Origin of the sequence: Pectobacterium sp. A5351, from assembly GCF_028335745.1 — a bacterium.
In the GTDB taxonomy this organism is placed as follows: Bacteria; Pseudomonadota; Gammaproteobacteria; order Enterobacterales; family Enterobacteriaceae; genus Pectobacterium.
Genome location: NZ_CP116477.1, coordinates 3925517 through 3943836, shown reverse-complemented (window position 1 = coordinate 3943836; position 18320 = coordinate 3925517). Strand labels below are relative to the sequence as shown.

Here is an 18320-nt window from a genome sequence, read left to right as displayed (position 1 = left end):
CATAACCGCAGAGCGGACACGATGCCGTTAGCGGGGGAGCTGGGGGCGATTGTCCAGGAATGCATTCGTCATCATGTTGAAACGGGAAGCGTAATAGCGCTGAATATCGCTAATGCGTTTCTGGCTTTTACGCATTTTAATGCCGGTCAGAACCGCATTAACGATAAACGTTGCAGAAAACAGCAGCAGCAGCAGGCAACTGCCGAGATAGCGCCAGACGGTAATGACGTCGGGTTCGCTGTGCAGGTTGATGTGCTGCGTTCCGTTGGCATCGGTGCTGAGTTGGGTGATAACGCCCGTGGCATTAAACGGGGTATGCAGCAGCATCGCGGAAAGCCGCTGTAGCTCTTGCCACTGATCTGATGGACGATAATCATTGAGCGGCATCGGAGGAAGCGGATGGCTGACGAACTGCTTTCCCTCGTCGCTGCGAATCAGGAATCCTCCGGGCGGTGGGCTGTTTAGCGACTCTGCCGCATTATTGATTTCCTGATAGAAGAATTGATCGGTAGAACTGTTGACCAGAGATTCCAGCGTTTCTGCGCTGACGGCGGGCAGCACCACGTTCATGCCTTTCAGGGTGCCGGAGTTGGCGTCTTTGACCAGCGTATTCCAGTTTTTGACATCGCTCAGATTCACCAGCGCATTCTTCAGGCGGGAACAATCGTTTTCCTGTCTACACAGATCTTGTGTTTTCAGGACAACATCAGCGAAGTTTTTCATCAGGATCAGCCCTGATTTCTGGATCGTGGACGCTAGCTGAGAATTTACCTGACCTTCTTTTTCCGCCTGCGGGTGAAGCTGGCTGTTGACGGATTTCAGCAAGGCAGAGGCTTTTTCAATCGTCTCGGATTCCGGTAATGGCAACGGTGCGGCTTTATTCCAGTAAATGGCGGAACAGTCGAATGGGCTGAACGCGTAGGACGACGGCGTGGAGACGGGACGAATTTCTGCGGGCACATAGCACATGCCGCTGCCACGCACCGCCAGCATATCCCCAATGCGGAGTTGGGCTTTTTCCAGATCGCTGACCTGCGTAACCTCAATACGCTGTGCGCCCTGAAGCCAGGCCAGACTGAGCCTGAGCGGCAGTTCAAGCTGCACGTTGGTAACCAGTAAAATCAGGCTGAGCAGTGAACCAACGGACAGCAGCAGATTTCTGCCCCAGCGCTGTAGCGGGAAATTTTTCACTTCATCATGCAGCGAAAGGTGTTCTCCCTGACGGATGACCTGTCGATCGAGATAGATATCGACATCCGTTTTTCTGCCCAGATCCTGCGTGATGTAGGGTTGCCAATGAGGCGGGTAAATCAAATCGATATTACCGAGCGAGATATTGCCGAGCGGCCCCTGATTGGATTCGCCAAACAGGCCCAAACCTTGCGGTGTGCCGTGAAGGCAGTGCACATCCCGCAGTTCATGAGCGGACGGCGAGCGAAAAAGCTGCCACAGGCTCCAGCCCGCTAATAAGGATGCGGTACCGATCAGCCAGGGGAGCAGGGGGATAGGGCTATTCAGGCTGATGAACAAGAGCAGAAAAGCCAGGCAGAGTACGGCGGTTTCCTTCAAGCCCCCAGAGTAATGCATGGCGTGTTCTTCACGTGTTTCCTTACGGATCGTGACCAACTCGACATGCTCACTGCCTTCCTGACGAATGGAGGCATTCGGGAGAGGAATGTCGCTCGGTAATGGAGACAGCGGCCGATCGTCGAGGCACTCTGTTAGCGAGTGCCCGTTCAGGGAAATAACCAGCGGGATCGAGCGTGTCTTTATCAGTTCGACGGTGTTGTTTTCGGTAATGAACTGCTCCCAACTGGGCGGCAAATGGATCTCTTGTGTATCGATGTAGTAGCGCCACTTATTCTGAGCATCGGTGCTCAGGCCGTAGCGGGTAATCGTATGGGTGACGGGGTAAACCCGATTACTTTGTAGGGAACGCGGCAGTTTTGGCTGCGCATTCGGGGTATCAAGCGGCGTGGTTTGCTGGCTATTTTCCTGAGCCAGATAACGTTCAACGGCGATCCGTTCATCTTCAGTTAGCCGTCGGGGAAGCGATTGCGAAACGGGTAATGGCGGGGTAGATAAGAAACGACGGCGCAGTCGGTAGCTGACAAGACCTCCGATCACGATCAGACAGGCAAGCAATATCGCCAATAAGGTAAATATTGTGCTCATGTCATCTCCTTTCCAAAACGCGAGGCTCCTTGTTTTCGTCGGAGTTTAACAAAATTATACAATTGATGATAATCCGTATGGCATTGTTTTCTTAGATTAATAAGGTAATTGTGAGTGGGATTAATCGTATAAGGCGATGATAGTAACAAGCAAAAAATGCCTCTTGAATGAGGATATTCCTATTTTTCTTACGGTATTGACTTTTAGCGGCGGTTTCTCATACAGAATGTATCCCGTATGTTGCTCACACGTAAATTCATCGTCACGATAGTTGCAGCGAAGGCAACTGTTAACGCACAATGTGAACAGAATCAAAAAAGAATATTTACGATCTCTTCTTACTCCAACAGCATGCCATATTCAGATTGTCTTAGATGCAGTCTCTCATGGGGGTTGGGCTAAGATGCCGTTCTGGTCGTAACGCTCTGGGGGCATCAATGAGTCATAACCTGCAAAAACCTAAAATCCTCAAGGTAGAAACAGTAGCACGTTCGAGCCTGTTTAATGTGGAGTCCGTCGATCTTGAATTTAGCAACGGGGTACGCCGGGTTTATGAACGGATGCGTTCAAGCGGTCGACAGGCGGTAATGGTTGTCCCAGTTATTGATGATGAACTGGTGTTGATCCGTGAATACGCCGTCGGCATTGAGGAATACGAATTAGGCTTCCCCAAAGGGCTGATCGATCCCGGTGAAACAGTCTTTGAAGCCGCTAATCGCGAACTAATGGAAGAAATCGGCTTTGGGGCGGAGCAGTTGGAGTTACTGGCGACATTAACCATGGCGCCGTCCTATTTTTCCAGCCAGATGAATATCGTGGTGGCGCGCGGATTGTATCCGCAAAGCTTGGAAGGGGACGAGCCGGAGCCCATGCCACAAGTCCGTTGGCCTGTGGATAACATGATGTCACTGCTGCAAGAGCCTGATTTCCGTGAAGCGCGTAATGTCAGTGCGCTGTTTCTGGCTCACGATTGGTTGTGTCGTACACCCCGCTAATTTCCTGTGACATAACGGAAAGCGTACTGAACCTGATGACTCGCAGTCTTTGGTTCGCTTCCTGCTCTACAGTAACGAATTCGATGTCGAAGGGATTGCGGCAACCACCTCAACCTGGCTGAGGAATAAGGTCAATCCAGAGATGATTATGCCGCGCCTTGATGCTTACGAGCAGGTGTTGCCTAACCTGCGTCAGCATGCGTCCGGCTATCCGTTTGCGGAGGCATTGCGTCAGACGTTAAAACACCGACGCTTTTTCATATCATTTTACAGGCGAAAGATGAGGGAACACCGAACCTGTTCTCCTATCGTCGGGCGATTGTCACCGTGGTGCCCAGGTGATGTGGTTTGAAAGGTGAAGGATTGAACGCCGATAGCCCGATCTACAAGGCATTGTGCCAATAAAAATGGCCTTCCGTCAGGAAGGCCATCAATGAACGTGATACCGGATATCAGAACAGCTCTTCGCTTTGTCCGTTATCCATCAGCGTAGTGCCGACTTCGTGCACTTCATATTCTTTTGGCTGCGTTCCGTCAATGAAGTATTCGGAACGGCTGTTCCCGCCACCATTGGACAGTTTGCCGCTACTGCGGTCAATGACGACACTGACGACGCCGGGTGGTGGTGTTAGCGGCTGTTCCGGTACGCCATCCAGCGCGGATTTCATGAAATCATCCCACGCAGGCTGTGCGGATTTCGCCCCACCTTCATAGCCGGAGATCTGATCTTTGATGACGCCAGAGGCGCTGCTGGTGCCCAGATCGCGGCGGTGATCGTCAAAGCCTATCCAGACCGAGGTGACCAGATTCGGACCATAGCCGGAGAACCAAGCGTCTTTGGAACTGTTCGTTGTACCGGTTTTACCGCCGATATCCCGACGCTTCAAATCACGACCTGCGCGCCAGCCCGTACCCATCCAGCCGGGTTCGCCAAAGACGTTACTGTTCAGCGCGTCTTTAATCAGGAACGCCAGCGGCGTGCTGATGACGTGCGGAGCGTAAGGCTGTGCCGCGTTTTGCTGTGCCGCCTCTGGTGTGACAGGCTCCAGCTCCGGCTGCGGCAGACCTTGCGGTGGCGCTTCGTTTGATGTGGCGACGTCTTCAACGTTAGTGGTCGCCAACACCGGTGAGCGTGGCGTTTCGCCGTAGACCAGCGGTAAGTTACAAGTATCGCAGACTACTTTAGGCGTCGCCGTAAAGACCGTACCGCCTGCTTCGCTCTCTATTCTGGTAATCAGATAGGGATCGACCAGATAGCCGCCATTTGCCATCACGGCATAACCCCGCACGACCTGAAGCGGCGTAAACGAAGCGGCACCCAGCGCTAGCGATTCGGTATGGACGATATTCTGCTCAGGGAAACCGAAGCGTTGCAGGTAATCCGCCGCATAATCCACGCCCATCGCGCGCATGGCACGTACCATCACTACGTTTTTGGACTGACCCAGCCCCTGACGCAGACGGATCGGACCATCATAGGTTGCCGGTGAGTTTTTTGGCCGCCAGTCAGATCCAGCACCCGCATCCCAACGGGTAATCGGCACGTCGTTCAGAATCGTTGCCAGCGTTAACCCTTTGTCCATCGCTGCGGTGTACAGGAACGGTTTGATGTTGGAACCAATCTGCCGCAAAGCCTGCGTCGCACGGTTGAATTTACTTTGGTTAAAGTCAAAACCGCCGACCAGCGCTTCTATCGCGCCATCTTTCGGGTTGAGAGAAACGATGGCGGAGTTGACGTCCGGCACCTGTGCCAGCCACCAGTCATCATTCACTTTACGTACCCAGATCTGCTGGCCTGCCTGCACCACGTCCGTTACGCGTTTCGGCGTTGGCCCTTGCTGCGTATCGGAACGGTATGGACGTGCCCAACGCATGCCCGCCATTGGCAGAGCAATATTGCTGCCGTCAGACAGGATCGCAATCGCGTTGTCTGCCGTGGTGCTGGTAACGATAGCCGGAGAGAGCGGGCCATAGACCGGCAGCGCTTTCAACGCGGCAATCATTTTCGCCTGATCCCAAACGCCTTCACCCACTTTCCAGAGTACTTTGCTCGGGCCGCGGTAACCGTGGCGCATGTCATAGGCCATCACGTTATTACGCAGGGCGTCCTGCGCGGCTGTTTGCAATTTTTTGGTGACCGTCGTGTAGACCTTATAACCGTCGTTATAAGCGTCTTCGCCGTAGCGTTTAACCATCTCCTGCCGCGCCATTTCCGCGACATACGGTGCGGAGAACGAAATATCCGGTGCGTGATAGTTCGCGACCAGCGTTTCGCTACGCGCTGCATCGTATTGCGCCTGCGTGATGTAGTTTTCATCCCTCATGCGCGCAAGTACCACGTTGCGGCGGGCAACGGCGCGGTCATAGGAATAGAGCGGGTTGAACGTTGACGGTGCTTTCGGCAGGCCGGCGATCATCGCCATTTCGCTCAGCGTCAACTGGTCAACAGGGCGGCCAAAGTACACCTGTGCCGCCGCGCCAACGCCATAGGCGCGATAGCCGAGGTAAATCTTGTTCAGATAGAGCTCAAGGATTTCATCCTTGGTCAGCAACTGCTCAATGCGGATAGCCAGAAACACTTCCTTGATCTTACGAATCAGGGTGCGTTCTGGGCTCAGGAAGAAGTTCCTGGCGAGCTGCTGCGTAATGGTACTCGCCCCTTGAGAGGCGTGACCCGACGTTAACGCGATAGACGCGGCACGGATAATCCCGACGGGATCGACACCGTGGTGATCGTAGAAGCGGCTGTCTTCGGTCGCGATAAAGGCGTGTACCAACTCAGGGGGAATCTGGTCCAGCTTGAGCGGGATACGGCGTTTTTCACCAAATTGGGCGATCAGTTCGCCATCGGCGCTGTAGACCTGCATCGGCGTTTGCAACCGAACGTCTTTCAGCGTGGCGACATCGGGCAGTTGGGGTTCGATATAGCGGTACAAACCGTATATCGAGGCAGCTCCCAGCAGAATGCAAGAGACTGCAAGGATGAATAGATACTTTACGAACTTCACCTGGGATTTTCCATTCAGTAGCGTTTGGACAGTTTATAAACAACCGGGCGCTAGTATAAAGGTAAGCCAGCACTGTGGATATGTTTATTGGATAAGGAAATCGGGTTGAACATGGCTTATCACATCTGGCGGGTTGGATTAGATATACAGAACGGCTTCATGCGCGCTCTGGCGGTTCAGCGCCGCCGCTATGGCTGGCAGCTTCGTCACTGGTGGCAATGTCCGTTACCAGACGATACGTTGCGCACGGGTAGTCTACACCATACTGAGGCGCTTTGTGAGGCCTTGCGCACATGGCGTTGTTTGCTGCCTGGACACATTTCGCTACGGGTCGGGTTTCCTGCCCAGCTGATCTTGCAGCAGCATCTACCGATGCCCGACCAGCGCTTACAGGAGCCAGGGCGCAGTCTCTATATTGAAACCATGGCGGCGCGTAAGCTGCCAGTTAGCAGCGAATCGCTGGCGATAGACTATCGGGAAGACCCGCAGGAACAGGGGGCGCTGCTGGTGACGGCAGCACGCCGGCAGGAAATTGATAAATGGCAGGCATGCCTGAATAGCGCGGGGCTGCGTCCTGATGTCCTTGACGTCTCAACGTGTGCGCTTCGAACGATGGCGCAGCTGGCAGGGCTTGAATCTCATCGTCTGTTGCTGCATCGCCTGTTGGATGGTTGGCTGTGGGTATCCCCGTTGAACCACGCTTTTCACTCGGGGGTCATACATCTTGATGAACTGAACGACGAGGTTGATATCTTATCGATTGTAAGCACTCGCTATCAGCATGACATCGATAATATCGCCTATTACTCTGGCGTTTCGCCCGATTTTCTCAATCAGAAGGTCGACGTATTACAGCCGTGGTCGCCGTTAACGGTGTTTAGCCACCTGCAACCACCGTTGCCGAGTTTCCCCTCGGCTTTTGCGATTGCGGGTGGACTGGCATTGCGCCCTGAGGATGTCTGACTATGCTGCTGATTAATCTTTTACCCTGGCGCAAAAACCGGATGCATTGGCAGGCACGTCGCTGGGTGGGGCTGTTGTGGCTACAGACAGGGATGGCGTTATGCCTTATCGCCGCGAGTTATCTGTTTTGGCAGCACAGGCAGCAACAGGCGCAGGATGCACTCAATACGGTGCTGGCCCAGCAACAGCAACTGACGGTGCGATATCAACAAACGCATCAGGCGCGGGAAACGCTGCGTCGCTATCTGGAACAAGAACGGATTCAGGCGATAATCCTGAATGACAATCGTCGTAACCTCCATTTGCTAGAGCAGATTGCTGGCATGATGCCCGCGCGTCTGTGGCTGACGGAAATCGCCGACCGCGGATCGCATCTGTTGCTTTCAGGCGTGAGTGAAAGCTATCGCGATATCGTTACGTTACAGCATGCATTATTGCGCCATGCTTCCGTCGAACGTGTACAACTGCTGCATACTTCCCAAGAGCGTGGCGTGAACACCGGGCTGCGCTTTTCCTTTCAGGCTAACTGGCGTGATGTGGGTACTTCCTCATTGGGGGAAGGCCATGATTAATCAAACGCTCCTGATTGACGTCGTACTGCGCCGGCCAGAGCTGGTGAATAAACCGCTCTGGCAACAGATAGCTCTTCAATTGGCATTTGTCGTCGTTACCGGACTGCTGGCCGGTTGGTTACTTATCGGCGAAGCCCGGCAGGTGGTGCTTGGTATAGAAGCGCAAACCGCTCAGGCGCGCTTCGCGTTACGGGAACTCCAACAAAAGCTAGACGTGATGCCGCAGCTGTCAGAGCTACGCGAGCAATTAGCGGAGAAAATCGCGCAAGACCAACCTTTCCAGCCGGACAGGCTGTCGCAGCTTATCGTCGAGCCGCTGGCACAGGCTGGCGCATCGCTACTGTCCTGGCAGCCAGCTCCGAGTCACGCAGGGGAACCTCATCAGGAACGTTGGCAATTGGCGTTTAGCGCAGATTATACGGGCGTGTTGCAGGTGCTGCGTGAACTGGCTGCGCTGCCTTATGTGCTGCGTATTGCACAGTTGAGTATCAAGCCTGATGCGGTTCTAACCGCATCGCCGCCGGAAACACCGCCGCTTCAGGTCGCATTAACGTTGAGCGGGCCGGAGGACGTGCCATGAGTCTTGCCTTCTTTCGGATCACATTGGTGCTGCTATTCGTGCCACATAGCGTGCTGGCAGAAAAGCTCGCAGAACGTATCGACCCTTTTCAGCCGTTGGTCACCGCGCGTTGTTTGCCCTCCGCAGTGCTCCCCGCGTGGCAGCTAAAAGGCGTGATTGGCTCTGGCGAACGCTGGATTGGCTGGTTGGCGCAGCCAGAGGCTGGCTGGGTCCGGCTGGCGAGCGGCGAAACGATCCCTCCTGGGAACTGGATGGTTAGCCAACTGGATAAATCCGGTGCAAAACTTGTCCCTATCGTGCGTGAGATGGGCTGTGATGGCCTGCCGGATAGCCTGCTGCTGGCTTCTCCGTTTATCAATAAGCCAGAGGAATAGGCGAAATCTGACTGGTGCCGCGTATTCGTTTTTTGGCAGCCGCTCTTTGAAAACAACGCTGATAACAGCGTATCTCAATAATAAGGAAAGTGATGAACATGAGGATGTTATGTCAGGTGGTGTGGATCGGGCTGCTTTTTCTTACCGCGTCGTCTTATGTTCGCGCGGAAAGTTCGGTATCGATGGCGTTTGAGGATGCACCGATAGCACGGGTGCTACAGGCGTTAGCCGATCACCAGCAGCTTAACGTCGTGATGGCGCCGGGCGTGGCGGGTAATCTGAGTTTGAGGCTGGCAGACGTACCGTGGCAGCAGGCGCTGGATATTGTGCTGCGCATGGGGAAGCTCAGCGTAGAACGTAGCGGTAATGTGCTATTGGTTTTCCCTGCCGGGCACCTTGAGTCTTTATTGAAGGAGCAGGACGAACGTATGGCGGAGCAGGCGCAGAAATTGCCGCTGCACAATCTCTCTGTCGCGTTGCAGTATGCCGAAGCGACGGAAGTGGCGGCTAGCGTTCAGGCTCAGCGCGGAGCGCTGCTCTCTACTCGCGGCAGCGTAACGGTGGATAAACGGACGAATACGCTATTGATTCGCGATACAGAAGAGGCTCTGGCACAGCTCGAACCGTGGGTGAAGGCGCTCGATCTCCCCTTAGCGCAGGTACAGTTGGCGGCGCATATTGTCACCATCAGTAGTGAACACCTTCAGGAACTGGGCGTTAATTGGGGGTTGGGGGAAGGCGGTGCGGCGAATAAAGCGCTCAGGCTGAATAATTTTAATGTTGGTTTGCCAGTAGATACGCCAGCAATCAATGCGGGATTCCATTTAGCGCGATTGAATGGCCGCCTGCTGGATCTGGAACTCATGGCGCTGGAGCAGGAAAGTCAGGTTGAAATTATTGCCAGCCCTCGCCTGTTTACCGCGCACCAGCAGACTGCCAGTATTAAACAAGGTACGGAAATCCCATATCAGGTTTCCAGTGGTGCCAGCGGATCAACGTCCATCGAGTTTAAGGAAGCGGTGCTCGGAATGGAGGTCACGCCGGCTATTTTGCGTGCCGGGCGGATTACACTGAACCTGAAAATCAGTCAAAACATGCCAGGACAGACGATTAAGCAGGGCGATAATGGCGAAGCGTTGGCGATTGATAAACAGGAAATCCAAACTCAGGTGACGGTCGCCGATGGCGAAACTATCGTATTGGGCGGCATTTTCCAGCAGCAAAAAAAGAACAGCGACAAACAAGTGCCACTCTTGGGTGAGGTTCCCGTATTTGGTCACCTGTTCAGAAACCATACTCAGCAGCACACGCGTCGAGAATTAGTCATTTTCATTACCCCGACGCTGATACCTGCCTCATCGTGAGTAAACCCAGTCATACACTGATGCCATACGGTTATTTTTTTCTGGCAGGACACAATATTTTGTCGCGTTCGCGCTTATGCGTTTGACGCTGCGGCGGATTTAGCTTACAAGGGTTAGCGAATTGAGCACTGAAGTGTTGTTCCACCGAAAATGTCGATAAAACATACTGCATTGACCCCCTGTGGTCGGTGTGACATTTTATTCGGTTGCCAAACTACCCTGAGTCTTGAGATAATTTTTTGTCTGATTCTCGCACTATCGCTCATGAGGTTTCAGTTTAGGTCCCGCCGCTGGTTTGATTGGCGGGGCGGGTTATCATTAACGAATTGTCTTAGTAATACCAAAAAACATGGCAGAGAAACGCAATATCTTTCTGGTTGGGCCTATGGGTGCCGGCAAAAGCACTATTGGCCGTCAGTTAGCTCAGCAACTCAATATGGAGTTTTTCGACTCTGATCAAGAAATTGAGCGACGCACTGGGGCTGATGTGGGCTGGGTATTCGATGTGGAAGGCGAAGAAGGCTTCCGCGATCGTGAAGAGAAGGTCATTAATGAATTGACGGAAAAGCAAGGCATCGTGCTGGCGACAGGCGGTGGCTCAGTCAAATCACGTGAGACGCGTAACCGTCTTTCCGCGCGGGGCGTTGTCGTTTATTTGGAAACGACGATCGAGAAGCAGTTGGCTCGCACGCAGCGTGATAAGAAGCGTCCGTTACTTCAGGTTGAAGCCCCTCCACGTGAAGTATTGGAAGCGTTGGCGAAAGAGCGGAACCCGCTTTATGAAGAAATCGCTGACGTGACCATTCGGACTGACGAGCAAAGTGCTAAGGTCGTTGCTAACCAGATTATCAATATGCTGGAAAGTAACTAAAAGCATACCTTTATCCGCATTGAGCGGATCCTGAACGGGTTGTTTAACGCGCATGGAAAGAATTACCGTAACACTCGGGGAACGCAGTTATCCCATTACGATAGCCGCCGGATTATTTGATGATTCGGCTTCTTTTATGCCGTTGAAAGCGGGGGAGCAGGCCATGCTGGTGACTAACCAGACGTTGGCTCCTCTGTATCTTGACCGTGTTCGTGGTGTGCTGGAAAACAACGGTGTACATGTCGATCAGGTGATTTTGCCTGATGGTGAGCAGTACAAATCGCTGGCCGTATTGGATCAGGTCTTTAGCGCGCTGTTGGCGAAGCCGCATGGTCGTGATACGACGATTGTTGCCTTGGGTGGCGGTGTTATCGGCGATTTAGCCGGTTTTGCCGCAGCCAGTTATCAGCGTGGCGTCCGGTTTATTCAGGTGCCAACCACGCTGTTATCGCAGGTAGATTCCTCCGTCGGTGGTAAAACCGCCGTCAATCACCCGTTGGGTAAAAACATGATCGGGGCGTTCTACCAGCCCGTATCGGTTGTGATCGATCTGGATTGCCTGAAGTCTTTACCGGCACGGGAATTGTCATCCGGGCTGGCGGAAGTCATCAAGTACGGCATCATTCTGGATCGCGATTTCTTTCTTTGGCTTGAAGAAAACATTGAAGCAGTGCGTGGGTTACAGCATGACGCGCTGGCTTATTGCATTCGACGCTGCTGTGAAATCAAAGCGGCAGTGGTCGCGGCAGATGAACGTGAAAGTGGTATGCGTGCGCTGCTCAATTTGGGCCATACTTACGGTCATGCTATCGAAGCGGAAATGGGCTACGGCAACTGGCTTCATGGTGAAGCGGTTGCGGCAGGTATGGTGATGGCTGCACATACGGCACGTCGCCTTGGGCAGTTCTCCGTTGAGGATGTCGAGCGAGTCAAATCTCTGCTGGTTCGCGCGGGCCTGCCGGTGAACGGCCCTGCACAAATGGCGCCTGAAGCCTATCTTCCTCATATGATGCGCGACAAGAAAGTGCTGGCGGGTGAGTTACGTCTGGTACTGCCAACGGCAATTGGCCAATCGGAAGTCCGTGGCGGCGTAGCGCATGACATGGTGCTGGCCTCAATAGCTGATTGCCTGGCCTGATGCGATAGCGCTATCGGGTTGTGAAAGACGATCGGTTATGAAAGATAAGTATTAACGACAGACACGCCCTGATGGGTTATGGTTAATAAAATACAATGCGTTACGATTCAATGATTCGCCCTGGCGACTGCGCGGCGGATTCGAGCTTTTTAGTGGGGAGATGTTAAATGGATGAGTTCAAGCCGGAAGATGAGCTGAAGCCTGATACCAGTGACCGTCGACCTACTCGTCAGCAAAAAAGCAGCAACTTCGCGGTACCTAAAATCGCGCTTTCCAGACAGCACCTGATGATTGGTATCGGGATTGTTGTGCTGGTGTTGCTGATCGTGGGTATCGGTTCTGCTTTGCAGGCACCTTCTCAGCCACAAACGTCACAGACGCAGAATCAAGCGAGCGGCGAGAGAAATATCGATCTCTCTTCCTCGTCCTCCATGACGCAGAGCACGCAGCCTTCCTCACAGGGTGAAAGCCCTGCGGCAGTTTCCGGCGATGCCAGCCATGGCCAACTGTCAGGGCAGGCGTCTTCTCAGATGCCGACGTCGCCTCAGACATTAAGCGCTCCGCCAATTTCCGGTACGCCGACGGATGCGCAAGTTCAGCAGCCAGTGGCAGGCCAGCAGCGTATCGAGCTGCCGGGCAATATCACCGATGCGTTGTCACAACAGCAAGGGCGCGTGAGCGAATTCTCTCAGGGTACGACAGGAAACTCTACGCTGCCGACGGCACCTGCGACCGTCGTGCCGACGGGGAAAACGCCAGCAACCTCATCCGCTAAAAATACGCACAATACGGTGCCTGCACATGCGAATGGCACCAAACCTGCGGCGAACAGCGCACCAAAAGCGCCAGTCGTAAGCAAGCCAGCGGCTAATGCCAAAGCGGCGCCGGCGGCAGCCGGGCAGACCGTCTCCGTACAGAATGCACCTGCCAGCCACTTTACGTTACAACTGAGCAGCGCGTCACGCGCGGACACGCTGAAAGCCTACGCGAAACAGAACAACCTCACCCATTCGTGGGTGTACGAAACGAAACGAGACGGAAAATCCTGGTATGTGTTAGTGACCGGAGTCTATGCGTCTTCTGCGGAAGCAAAACAGGCGATTGCCACCTTGCCCGCAGAAGTTCAAGCGAAAAAACCATGGGTTAAGCCGATCCGTCAGGTGAAGCAGGACTTGAATAAGTAACACCAATTTTAGCCCTGATGTGCTGTCTGACACAGAGTACAATCCGCGGCTCTGAAACGTATGAGTAACTAACGACGGCATGAAGAAGAACCGCGCTTTTTTAAAATGGGCTGGTGGTAAATATCCGCTGGTAGAAGAGATTCGTCGCTATTTACCCGCAGGAGACTGTCTTATTGAGCCCTTTGTCGGCGCGGGTTCCGTATTTCTGAATACGGAATACGATCGCTACATACTGGCCGATATTAATAGCGACCTGATTAACCTGTACAATATCGTCAAATCGAATGCCGATGAGTTTGTTCTCGACGCCCGTAAACTGTTTACGGAAGAGGTGAACACGTCTGAGGCGTTTTATCTGCTGCGTGATGAATTTAACCTTTGCAGCGACGCCTATCGGCGCGCGCTGCTGTTTCTCTATTTGAATCGCCACTGCTATAACGGCCTGTGCCGCTACAACATGCGTGGGGAATTCAATGTTCCTTTCGGGCGCTATAAAAAGCCCTATTTTCCTGAAGAAGAGATCCGCTGGTTCGCCTTTAAGGCGCAAAATGCCACCTTTGTCTGTGAGCACTATCAGGACACGCTGGAAAAAGCAGAGAAAGGATCGGTTATTTATTGCGATCCGCCTTATGCGCCGCTGTCTGCGACCGCAAATTTTACGGCCTATCACACCAATAATTTCAGCCGTGCCGATCAGCAGAGTTTGGCGCAATTGGCGCGCCGTTTGTCGGTAGAAAGCCAGATTCCGGTACTGATTTCCAATCATGACACGTTGCTGACCCGTGAGTGGTATCAGGAAGCTGTGCTGTATGTGGTTAAAGCGCGTCGAACAATTAGCCGTAATATTTTAGGGCGTAGTAAAGTAAGCGAGTTATTAGCCCTCTATCGGTGATACCGTTTTGTATACAGGGTGGGGTAAACAGAGCGCAGTGAATCGGTTAATGGCGTGAAAGACGTTATTAACCGGGAACAGGTTACCCGCAGGCATTCAGACTTTACCGTTTGGAGAAATGAATGAAACCGTTTTTAATCGCGCCGTCCATTTTGTCGGCTGATTTTGCCCGTCTTGGTGACGATACCGCTAACGTATTGGCTGCCGGTGCGGATGTGGTCCATTTTGATGTCATGGATAACCACTATGTGCCAAATTTGACGATTGGCCCGCTGGTACTGAAATCCCTGCGCGATTACGGCATTACCGCGCCGATTGACGTTCACCTGATGGTGAAACCCGTTGATCGTATCATCCCCGATTTCGCCAACGCGGGAGCCAGTTTCATTACCTTTCATCCTGAAGCCACCGATCACCTCGATCGTTCTCTGCAACTGATCAAAGATCACGGTTGCAAAGCCGGGCTGGTGTTTAACCCTGCGACGCCGTTAAGTTATCTCGATTACGTCATGGATAAGCTGGATATCATTCTGCTGATGTCGGTTAACCCCGGATTTGGCGGCCAGTCCTTTATTCCCAGCACGTTGGATAAGCTGCGTCAGGTTCGCCGCTTGATCGACGACAGCGGTTACGACATTCGACTGGAAGTCGATGGTGGTGTAAAAGTAGAGAATATCGGCGCGATTGCTGAAGCAGGCGCGGATATGTTTGTGGCGGGATCGGCTATTTTTGGTCACCCAGATTATCGAACCGTCATTGATCAAATGCGTAATGAAATTTCAAGGACGACACATGACTGAATTAACCGCAGTTCGCAGCTTGGCTTTTGATTTGGACGGCACACTGATTCACAGCGCACCGGGTCTGGCGGCCGCTATTGATCAGGCGTTAGTGGCGCAATCGTTACCTGCGGCGGGTGAAGCCCGTGTCGCAACCTGGATTGGTAACGGTGCGGACGTGATGGTGGAACGTGCGCTGCGCTGGGCTGGTGTTGAGCCAACGGCGGCGCGCTTGCAGGAAACCCGTGAGCGGTTCGATGGCTATTATGCGCAGACGGTGGATAGCGGTAGTACGCTGTTTCCGCAGGTAAAAGAGACGCTGGCGCAGTTGGCGCAGCAGGGCGTTCCGATGGCGGTGGTGACCAATAAGCCCACGCCGTTCGTTGCCCCGTTATTGGCAGGCTTGGGGATTGGTGATTATTTTTCGCTGATCATCGGTGGTGATGACGTCATTGTGAAAAAGCCTCACCCTGCGCCGCTCTATCTGGTTCTGGGTAAGTTGGGGCTGCGTGCCAGCGAACTCCTGTTCGTCGGCGATTCTCGCAACGACATTCAGGCGGCACAGGCGGCGGGCTGCCGTAGCGTCGGCATGACGTATGGTTATAACTATGGTGAAGCGATCGAACTGAGCCAGCCGGATGTCGTTCTGGATCGTTTTGCCGATATTTTGCCCCTGATCGGGCATTCTTCTTCACACAATCAGGAACCCTTAGTATGAGCAAGCCCATTGTATTTAGCGGTGCGCAACCGTCTGGTGAATTGACCATTGGTAACTACATGGGGGCGTTACGTCAGTGGGTCAACATGCAGGACGATTACGACTGCATCTATTGCATCGTGGATTTGCACGCCATCACGGTACGTCAGGATCCGCAGGCGCTGAGAAAAGCGACGCTGGATACGCTGGCGCTGTACCTGGCTTGTGGTATCGATCCGAAAAAGAGCACCATTTTTGTTCAGTCCCACGTGCCTGAGCACAGCCAACTGAGCTGGATACTGAACTGCTACGCGTATTTCGGTGAACTGAGTCGTATGACGCAGTTCAAGGATAAATCCGCGCGTTATGAAGAGAACATCAACGCGGGTCTGTTTGATTATCCGGTGCTGATGGCGGCGGATATCCTGCTGTATCAAACGAATCAGGTGCCAGTGGGTGAAGATCAGAAGCAGCATCTGGAACTGAGCCGTGACGTTGGCCAGCGCTTTAACAGCCTGTATGGTGATATTTTCAACGTGCCAGAGCCGTTCATTCCGAAATCGGGCGCGCGCGTGATGTCGCTGCTGGAACCGACCAAGAAGATGTCCAAGTCTGACGATAACCGCAATAACGTTATCGGGCTGCTGGAAGATCCGAAAGCGGTGGTGAAGAAGATCAAACGCGCGATGACGGATTCCGATGAGCCGCCAGTCATTCGCTATGATGTGAAGAATAAAGCTGGGGTATCGAACCTGTTGGATATTCTGTCTGGCGTGACGGGAAAAACCATCCCTGAGCTGGAGCAGGAATTTAACGGCCAGATGTATGGTCACCTGAAAGGCGCGGTGGCGGATGCGGTATCCGGCATGCTGTCTGAACTGCAAGAGCGTTATCACCGCTTCCGTAACGATGAGGCATTCCTGCAACAGGTCATGCGTGAAGGCGCGGAAAAAGCCAGCGCTCGTGCACAGGAAACGCTGAAGAAAGTCTATGACGCCGTGGGTTTTGTTGCTCGCCCGTAAGTCTTAATCACCGTCAGGAGGGTATCTCCTGACGGTATCTTGTCACTTTTCCATCTCTTCGAATTCGCGTCTTATCCCTGTGGGATAGGCGGGAACACATCGTCTTGAATCGGGTTTTCGAACGGCGTCTGTTGCAATCTTTCCTGATGGTCGGCTTTTGCCTGTGCAATCAGTTCAGGCGTCACGAGCAGATCGATAGCCAGTGAGGCCATCGCTTTCGCTGCATACTCCATGCCTTTGTGTGCCGCACCGGTTTTCCCCTGTGCGACCAACTGCCACGAATGCGCCGGTGTGCCGATGGCATAGGTGGCGCTGCGAATCTGCACGGTCGGCACAACCCAACTGACCGTTCCCACGTCCGTAGAGCCGATGAAGGCGTCATTCGGGCTATACAGCGGATAAATTCCGTCGTGCAGCGTTAAACCCGGCTGCGGTTTAACGCCGAAACGCGCGTAGGATTCGGCGATGTCTTCTGCGCTCAGCGCGGTCTGGAACATCGCCGCCATCTTACGGTCTTCGTCATCGAACGGTATTGGGCCGAGCGCCAGCAGATGTTCGTGCATACGCGCTTCCAGCGGCGGATTTGCCAGCAGATTGGCATCGCCGCTAATCACTTCGCTACTGACTTCGGTTTCTGTCATCAGCGCCGCGCCCTCGGCAATTTTCTTCACACGTTTGACGAGCTGGTGCAGTTCCGGCAAAGGATGACTGTTGCATCAATGCCAAACCTAATGCCAGAAAGAAGCCCAGAAAAACGGAGCTGACCGCCAGTTGCAGCGTCAGCGGAATGCCGGGAATCATCTCCAGAAACGTGTCGTACAGAAAAGGGAAATCCATCAGTGTTTCACCCCCCGAGAATAATGAGACTCGGCGCGGCGCATAATCCAGCCAGAACCGATCGAAATAAACAGATACAGCAGCCATGAAGAAATCAAACGGTTTGCCAGTCGATCCAGCCCCGGTTTGCGACTGGGTCATTAGCTCGGCGACACCGGTAACGGAAACCAGCGCGGAGGTTTTCAGCACCAGTTGCCAGACGTTGCCGAGCGCGGGGATGGCGTGGCGCAGCAGAAGCGGCATGATGATGCGGCGCAGGCGTAACATCGTTGGCATGCCACAGGCTTTGGCGGCTTCAATTTCCCCTTGGAGACGGCGTAGAACGCACCGCGATAAACTTCCGTCTGCTGTGCGCCGGAGGAAATGTCGACAGCGAAGACACCCGCGAGGAAGCCTGGAAAGCCCAGGAATTCGTTGCTGCCAAACAGTTTAGCCAGCAGTGTTAACGCGGAGCTACCGCCGAAATACAGCAGATAGATGATGAGCAGGTCTGGAATGCCGCGGGTGATGGTAGTGTACCCATCGGCCAGATAGCGCACGGGACGATTGCCACAAATTTTGGACCAGGTGCCAATCGTGCCGATCGTCGCCCCCAGCAGGAAACCGCAGATCGCCAGTGCGAGCGTCATGCCTGCCCCAATCAGTAATAATTTTCCCCAGCCCTGTTCACCAAAACTGATGAGTTGCCAGAAAGTAACGTCTTCCACAAGTGACTCCAAACGGCTTGCTTGTTGTTCTGCTAAACAGAACTCTTTTTGTGATGAGAGGACTCTATGTTCCGTCTCTGTTCAGAAACGAGAGTAGAAATACGTCATGACGCGATGTATCACCCTTTGATATGTACTCATGGGATGAGGCACTCATTTCGA

At 53.5% G+C, this 18320-nt stretch carries 17 protein-coding genes and 2 pseudogenes; 14 read left to right on the top strand and 5 right to left on the bottom strand.

Translation table 11 applies throughout. The features are described from left to right. Positions 1-27: 27 nt before the first annotated feature. The gene (locus O1Q74_RS18210) at positions 28-2175 is read right to left on the bottom strand and encodes an intracellular growth attenuator family protein (RefSeq protein ID WP_271874922.1); all 2148 of its coding nucleotides are present in this window, start codon (positions 2173-2175) and stop codon (positions 28-30) included. A gap of 437 nt (positions 2176-2612) precedes the next feature. Here O1Q74_RS18210 and nudE point away from each other — a divergent pair, with 437 nt between their 5' ends. Together nudE and O1Q74_RS18200 are read left to right on the top strand one after the other, a co-directional pair. Further along, positions 2613-3170, top strand: coding sequence for an ADP compounds hydrolase NudE (gene nudE / locus O1Q74_RS18205; protein ID WP_271874921.1), 558 nt, complete (start codon positions 2613-2615; stop codon positions 3168-3170). A 49-nt stretch (positions 3171-3219) separates the two neighbouring features. After that, complete coding sequence (locus O1Q74_RS18200; protein WP_271874920.1) at positions 3220-3522, top strand: nucleoside hydrolase-like domain-containing protein; 303 nt, start codon at positions 3220-3222, stop codon at positions 3520-3522. Positions 3523-3622: 100 nt separating this feature from the next. Here O1Q74_RS18200 and mrcA read toward each other — a convergent pair whose 3' ends face one another. Beyond that, positions 3623-6178 carry a peptidoglycan glycosyltransferase/peptidoglycan DD-transpeptidase MrcA gene (gene mrcA / locus O1Q74_RS18195; protein ID WP_271874919.1) on the bottom strand — a complete coding sequence of 852 codons (2556 nt, stop codon included), beginning with the start codon at positions 6176-6178 and terminating at the stop codon, positions 3623-3625. 111 nt (positions 6179-6289) lie between these two features. Here mrcA and pilM point away from each other — a divergent pair, with 111 nt between their 5' ends. The 12 genes from pilM to trpS all read left to right on the top strand — a co-directional run bounded on the left by pilM (position 6290) and on the right by trpS (position 16614). Further along, positions 6290-7141: a type IV pilus biogenesis protein PilM gene (gene pilM, locus O1Q74_RS18190; protein ID WP_271874918.1), complete on the top strand. Its 852-nt coding sequence runs from the start codon at positions 6290-6292 to the stop codon at positions 7139-7141. A 2-nt stretch (positions 7142-7143) separates the two neighbouring features. Next, positions 7144-7713, top strand: coding sequence for a PilN domain-containing protein (locus O1Q74_RS18185; RefSeq protein WP_271874917.1), 570 nt, complete (start codon positions 7144-7146; stop codon positions 7711-7713). Further along, complete coding sequence (locus tag O1Q74_RS18180; protein ID WP_271874916.1) at positions 7706-8293, top strand: hypothetical protein; 588 nt, start codon at positions 7706-7708, stop codon at positions 8291-8293. The genes O1Q74_RS18185 and O1Q74_RS18180 overlap by 8 nt, the downstream gene beginning before the upstream one ends. Further along, positions 8290-8667: a HofP DNA utilization family protein gene (locus tag O1Q74_RS18175; RefSeq protein WP_271874915.1), complete on the top strand. Its 378-nt coding sequence runs from the start codon at positions 8290-8292 to the stop codon at positions 8665-8667. Before O1Q74_RS18180 ends, O1Q74_RS18175 begins: the two co-directional genes overlap by 4 nt. 92 nt (positions 8668-8759) lie before the next feature. Further along, on the top strand, positions 8760-10031 hold the full coding sequence (gene hofQ / locus O1Q74_RS18170) for a DNA uptake porin HofQ (protein WP_271874914.1): 1272 nt from the start codon (positions 8760-8762) through the stop codon (positions 10029-10031). A gap of 349 nt (positions 10032-10380) precedes the next feature. Further along, positions 10381-10902, top strand: coding sequence for a shikimate kinase AroK (gene aroK, locus O1Q74_RS18165; protein ID WP_271874913.1), 522 nt, complete (start codon positions 10381-10383; stop codon positions 10900-10902). Between the two features lie 52 nt (positions 10903-10954). After that, entirely contained in the window at positions 10955-12040 is a 1086-nt protein-coding gene (aroB, locus tag O1Q74_RS18160) for a 3-dehydroquinate synthase (protein ID WP_180743256.1), read from the top strand. 167 nt (positions 12041-12207) lie between these two features. After that, complete coding sequence (locus tag O1Q74_RS18155; protein WP_271874912.1) at positions 12208-13224, top strand: SPOR domain-containing protein; 1017 nt, start codon at positions 12208-12210, stop codon at positions 13222-13224. A 79-nt stretch (positions 13225-13303) separates the two neighbouring features. Then, complete coding sequence (dam, locus tag O1Q74_RS18150) at positions 13304-14116, top strand: adenine-specific DNA-methyltransferase (RefSeq protein WP_271874911.1); 813 nt, start codon at positions 13304-13306, stop codon at positions 14114-14116. Between the two features lie 122 nt (positions 14117-14238). Next, complete coding sequence (gene rpe, locus O1Q74_RS18145) at positions 14239-14916, top strand: ribulose-phosphate 3-epimerase (RefSeq protein ID WP_271874910.1); 678 nt, start codon at positions 14239-14241, stop codon at positions 14914-14916. Then, the gene (locus tag O1Q74_RS18140) at positions 14909-15613 is read left to right on the top strand and encodes a phosphoglycolate phosphatase (RefSeq protein ID WP_271874909.1); all 705 of its coding nucleotides are present in this window, start codon (positions 14909-14911) and stop codon (positions 15611-15613) included. The genes rpe and O1Q74_RS18140 overlap by 8 nt, the downstream gene beginning before the upstream one ends. Beyond that, positions 15610-16614: a tryptophan--tRNA ligase gene (gene trpS / locus O1Q74_RS18135; RefSeq protein ID WP_271874908.1), complete on the top strand. Its 1005-nt coding sequence runs from the start codon at positions 15610-15612 to the stop codon at positions 16612-16614. The genes O1Q74_RS18140 and trpS overlap by 4 nt, the downstream gene beginning before the upstream one ends. A 71-nt stretch (positions 16615-16685) precedes the next feature. Here the strand turns inward: trpS and O1Q74_RS18130 are convergent. The 3 genes and pseudogenes from O1Q74_RS18130 to O1Q74_RS18120 form a co-directional block, all read right to left on the bottom strand. After that, positions 16686-17315: pseudogene (locus O1Q74_RS18130) on the bottom strand (amidohydrolase); the annotation flags it as partial. Further along, positions 17233-17451, bottom strand: coding sequence for a hypothetical protein (locus tag O1Q74_RS20315; RefSeq protein ID WP_334311369.1), 219 nt, complete (start codon positions 17449-17451; stop codon positions 17233-17235). The pseudogene O1Q74_RS18130 and the gene O1Q74_RS20315, both read right to left, overlap by 83 nt. Beyond that, positions 17451-18158, bottom strand: a pseudogene (locus tag O1Q74_RS18120) (ABC transporter permease). The gene O1Q74_RS20315 and the pseudogene O1Q74_RS18120 overlap by 1 nt, the downstream one beginning before the upstream one ends. Positions 18159-18320: the final 162 nt, after the last annotated feature.